The sequence below is a fragment of the uncultured Caballeronia sp. genome (genome assembly GCF_964243625.1).
Taxonomy (GTDB): Bacteria; Pseudomonadota; Gammaproteobacteria; order Burkholderiales; family Burkholderiaceae; genus Caballeronia.
The window spans coordinates 1-5,100 of the sequence record NZ_CAXTGZ010000441.1 but is presented as its reverse complement, the minus strand read 5'-3'; the positions used below and the strand labels follow the sequence as shown (position 1 = coordinate 5,100).

Sequence of the window (5,100 nt, the reverse complement as noted above, 5' to 3'; positions counted from 1 at the left end):
TCTCTTGTCGGATTTTTAAGTTGTTCGATAAAGCGCCGGCACTCGGCCGGCAGCGGCGCTTCGACCTGAAGCGTCTCGCCCGTGCCCGGATGCACGAGTTTCAGCCGGAAAGCGTGCAGGAACATGCGTTTGAGCGACGGATCGGCGTTCGGGCGGACGAGATTCTTGTTCAGCGCAAAGTCGCCGTATTTGGCGTCGCCGGCGATCGGCAAGCCGATGTGCGCCATGTGCACCCGGATCTGGTGCGTGCGGCCGGTTTTCAGTTCGGCCTCGACCCACGCGTATTCGTCAAAACGTTCGATCAGGTTGAAAACCGTGTGCGATGCCAGTCCGTCGTCCTGAACCCGCACGCGACGCTCGCCCTCGGGCGTCAGATATTTGTGCAAGGATTCTTTCACGATCCTTCGACGTCCCCAGCCCGCCAGCCAGTCGCCGTGACCGACGGCCTGATAGCGTTTGTCGATCTTGTTTTCGCGCATCTGTTCGTGCAGGTTCACGAGCGCCGAGCGCTTCTTCGCGAGCATCAGCACGCCGGACGTCTCGCGATCCAGCCGATGCACCAGCTCAAGGAACTTTGCCTGCGGACGCGCGTTGCGCAATTGTTCGATCACACCGAAGGCTACGCCGCTGCCACCGTGAACAGCGACGCCGGCGGGTTTGTCGATGACGATCAGATGATCGTCTTCAAACAGTATGGGGAATTCGGCCGCGGGCGCATTGGAAGAAACGGGTGTCTCGTCCAGTTGAGCGGTCCGGATAGGCGGCACGCGCACCAGGTCGCCCATTTCCAGCCGATATGCCGCGTCGATGCGCCCTTTGTTCACACGAACTTCACCGCTACGCAAAATCCGGTAAATGTGACTTTTCGGCACGCCTTTGCAGACGCGAAGTAGAAAATTGTCGATGCGCTGACCCGCCGCATTTTCGTCGATCTCGATCATCGAGACCTGTTCGCTTGCGACCTTTTTATGGGATGTTTTGCCTAACTCATTCATTCTGAATATAATTTGCGGACAGTCTGGAAAAAGCCACTAAGCTGGCCGGATGTCTCAGACTGTACAGGTGCAAGCGGATAACCGTTATTTTACTTGCGCCCAGGGCCAGTTGCTCACCCGGAAAACGGAGTAACGAGTTGCACGCACGGCGATATCGCGCGGCAGGGACGGTGCCCACAGGCGCGTTCGGTCGAGTCGATCGCCGACACGGTAACGGATTTTTGGCGATCAAGAATTTTATCGGCGTGAGTTGATGAAGGCCGATTTTTATTCGGCTTATTTCCGGATTCGACCCCGGGTATCAGGCAGGTATCGAGACGATATTGGGCGGGTACCAGGTATTGGGTGAACGGAACATCGGCTCTTTGCCGTAGCGAAGAAAACAAGGGTCTGCTGCAAGCTGCGCTGAAACGGGCGAAGCGTGGCGGACATTGTCATAAGGTGAGACACCCAACGCGGTTATCGGGCGCTTCGAGCGCCTGAGAAGCCACAACGGCAGTCTGCCGCAGTTTTGAAGAAAGCCTGGCGGTTTTGCTGGATTGCGCTGCTTGTACATTTTGTTGCGCAGAAAACGCCGGCTGGGAAGAGACTGCTGCAGGATGCATCCGGCTGCTGCTGGCTGCGCTGCCGGCTCCTCGATTCGTTTGACGGACGTCGAGCCGCAGTGCTGTGCCGCTTAAGCCGACAGCCGTCGAATCACGGCGTGTCAAACCTGTTCGCATGTGCCCAGGACTTTCTGCCTGTCGCGACGCATCTCGTCGCACATTGGTGGCAAAGCCCGCTCCAGGCAATTCTCCGAGCCAGAACTCCCGCTCCAGCGTGCTTTGTGACAACAAACACATAAGCGCGGCGCGCCCGCCCTCCTGCTTTACGCGACTGACAACCGCGTGAATTCGCTCGACGGGGGCCGGCAGAGCCGCTCTGGAGCCGTCCAATGAAACGCATGCTGTTTAACGCGACGCAGCAAGAAGAATTGCGCGTCGCTATCGTCGATGGGCAAAAACTCATCGACATCGACATCGAAACCGCCGGGCGCGAACAGCGCAAAGGCAACATCTACAAGGGAGTCGTCACCCGCATCGAGCCGTCGCTCGAAGCCTGTTTTGTGAACTACGGCGAAGACCGCCATGGTTTCCTGCCGTTCAAGGAAGTTGCCCGCCAGTATTTCAAGGACGGCGTGGACATGCGCTCCGCGCGCATCCAGGACGCGCTGCGCGAAGGCCAGGAACTGATCGTCCAGGTCGAGAAGGAAGAGCGCGGCAACAAGGGCGCGGCCCTGACCACGTTCATTTCCCTCGCCGGACGTTACCTTGTCCTGATGCCGAACAACCCGCGTGGCGGCGGTGTATCGCGCCGGATCGAGGGCGACGAACGCCAGGAATTGCGCGAAACGATGGCCCAGCTCGACTTGCCGGAAGGCATGAGCATCATCGCGCGTACGGCAGGGATCGGCCGCTCGGCTGAAGAACTGCAGTGGGATTTGAACTACCTGATGCAATTGTGGCGCGCGGTGGAAGCGGCGTCGCAAAGCGGCGTAGCCGGCAAGCCGATGCTGATTTATCTCGAATCCAGCCTCGTGATCCGCGCGATCCGCGATTACTTCCAGCCGGATATCGGCGAAATCCTGATCGATACCACCGAGATCCATGACCAGGCCAGCGCCTTCATGGACATCGTGATGCCGGATAACTTGAGCAAAGTTAAACGCTATCACGACGACGTACCCCTCTTCTCCCGTTTCCAGATCGAACACCAGATCGAGACCGCGTATTCGCGCACGGTGCCGTTGCCTTCGGGCGGCGCGATCGTGATCGACCACACGGAAGCGCTGGTTGCCATCGACGTGAACTCGGCCCGCTCGACCAAGGGCGCGGACATCGAGGAAACGGCGACACGCACGAACCTCGAAGCTGCCGACGAAGTCGCGCGCCAGTTGCGCCTGCGCGATCTGGGCGGCTTGATCGTGATCGACTTCATCGATATGGAGTCGGCCAAGAGCCAGCGCGAAGTCGAGCAGCGCCTGAAAGACGCGTTGAAGCACGATCGTGCGCGCGTACAAATGGGCAAGATTTCGCGCTTCGGTTTGATGGAACTGTCGCGTCAGCGCCTGCGTCCGGCGTTGTCCGAAGGCAGCCATGTGACCTGCCCGCGTTGTAACGGCACGGGCCATATCCGTGACACCGAATCGTCCGCGCTGCAAGTGCTGCGGATCATTCAGGAAGAAGCAATGAAGGAAAACACCGCGGCAATTCATTGCCAGGTGCCGGTGGAAGTCACCGCTTTCCTGCTGAACGAAAAGCGTTCGGAAATCAACAAGATCGAGTCGCGTTTCAAGGTCAACGTCGTGCTGATCCCGAACAAGCATCTCGAAACGCCGCACTACAAGCTGGAACGCCTGCGTCACGACGATACACGTCTGGACGAGCCGCGTGCATCGTGGAAGATGGCCGAGGAAGCCGCGCACGAACTGGAATCCGAAACGGGTTACAGCAAGCGCACCGAGGAAGTGAAGCCCAAGCAGGAAGCGATGGTCAAGGGCATCACGCCAGCTTCTCCCGCGCCTAGCGCGCCGGTGAAGGTCGCGGCGGCTCCGGTCGCGGCACCCGCGCCGGTGGCGGCATCGACTGGCGGGTTCATCGGCTGGTTGAAGAACCTGTTTGGCGTGCAGCCGGAAGTGAAGCCGGCGCCGGCGCCAGTCGTCACGCCCGCGCCGGTACGTCCGGCCCGCGGCGATCGGCCGGAACGGTCGGGACAAGGGGGTGACCGGAACCGCAATCGCCGGGGTGGCACCGGATCGCGTGACAGCGCAGCGGCTGTTGCAGGTACGGCAGCAGCCACGCCAGGTACGGCGGGCGGCCGTCAAAACCCGCGCCGCGAGGAACGGGAACCGAAGGAAGCACGCGAACCGCGTGAACCACGTGAAGGCCGTGAGGGTCGCGAACCGCGCGAGCCAAGGGAACCGCGTGGTGGCCGTGAAGGCCGCGAGCCGCGTGAGGCACGCGAAGGCCGCGAGCCGCGCGAACAGCGTGAGCCACGCGAGCCGCGCGAATCGCGCGACAACCGCGAACGTACGGAAGCCGCCGATCGAGGTGAGCGTCGTGACCGTGGCGATCGTCCGGAGCGCGGTGAACGCAAGAAGCCTCAGCCGGAAGCTGCTGTCGAAGCATTGACGCAAGGCGAAACGGTCGTGTCGGAGTTGACGGAAAACACGCAAGCAGGCCAGGAATCCCAGCAAAACGGCAACGCCGACGCATTGCAGGCCGATCAGGCGAGCGCAGCGCGTGAAGGTGAAGAGCGCCGCCGTCGCCGTCGTGGCCGTCGTGGTGGACGCCGCGATCGTGAAGAAGAAGGCGTGACGGTGAATCAGGCTGCGGATATCGCGGAAGGCGAAGGCACGGCTGAAAGCACCGATCCGGAACGCGCTCAAGCCGGCGTATTCGATACCGATGGCGACGACACGCGCGAGTTCGCGCCTGCCGCAGCCAAACCGGTTCAAGCAACCCCGGCGGCTGTAACGGTCGAGCCGGTTGCCGCTGCCGCGGTCGCCGTGACGGAATTGCCGGAGCCGGTTCGCGCCGTGCCGGTCGAAACGGTCGCGCCGGTTTCCATCCCTGCCGCGCAGCCAGTTGCAGAATCGATCGAAGCGAAGCACGCCGAAGCCGAAGGGTTCGTGGTGCAGCACGAGGCGCATGAAGTTCACACGCCGCATGCTGAAACGCCGGCGATCAACGTGTTCGAGAAGCCGGCAGCACCGCGGCCCGTCGAAAACCCGTTTGGCCCGACGCCGAAGGTAGCGGAAGAAAAGCCGGCGAGTCCTTTCATCGATACCCCGAAGGCAGAGGAACCGGTCGTAGCTCAGGCCGCGCCCGAAGCAGCACCGCAAGCCGCTGAAACGCTTGCCCAGCCTGCCGAGCCGCTGAAAACGGCGGCTGTTGCGGCAGCGCCGGAATCGGGAATGGTATCTGCGATTGCGCCGCCCGTGCCCGTGGTGGCGGAAGCGTCTGCACCGGTCGTATCCGAGCCGGTGAAGGCCTTTGAAGCGGTGGAAACCGCTGCGCCCGCCCCGGTTGCTCCGGCGCCCGCGGTTGCCCCGGTCTCGCCCGAA

General features: G+C 61.8%; 2 protein-coding genes. One reads left to right on the top strand and one right to left on the bottom strand.

Annotated elements, in window-relative coordinates:
• The coding region (locus ACFFAR_RS24075; protein ID WP_375508593.1) for an RluA family pseudouridine synthase at positions 1–995 on the bottom strand (995 nt) is incomplete at its 3' end.
• 934 nt (positions 996–1,929) lie between these two features.
• On the opposite strand from ACFFAR_RS24075, the gene ACFFAR_RS24070 reads away from it, so the two are divergent.
• Positions 1,930–5,100: Rne/Rng family ribonuclease (locus ACFFAR_RS24070; protein WP_375508592.1), on the top strand; the 3,171-nt coding region annotated here is incomplete at its 3' end.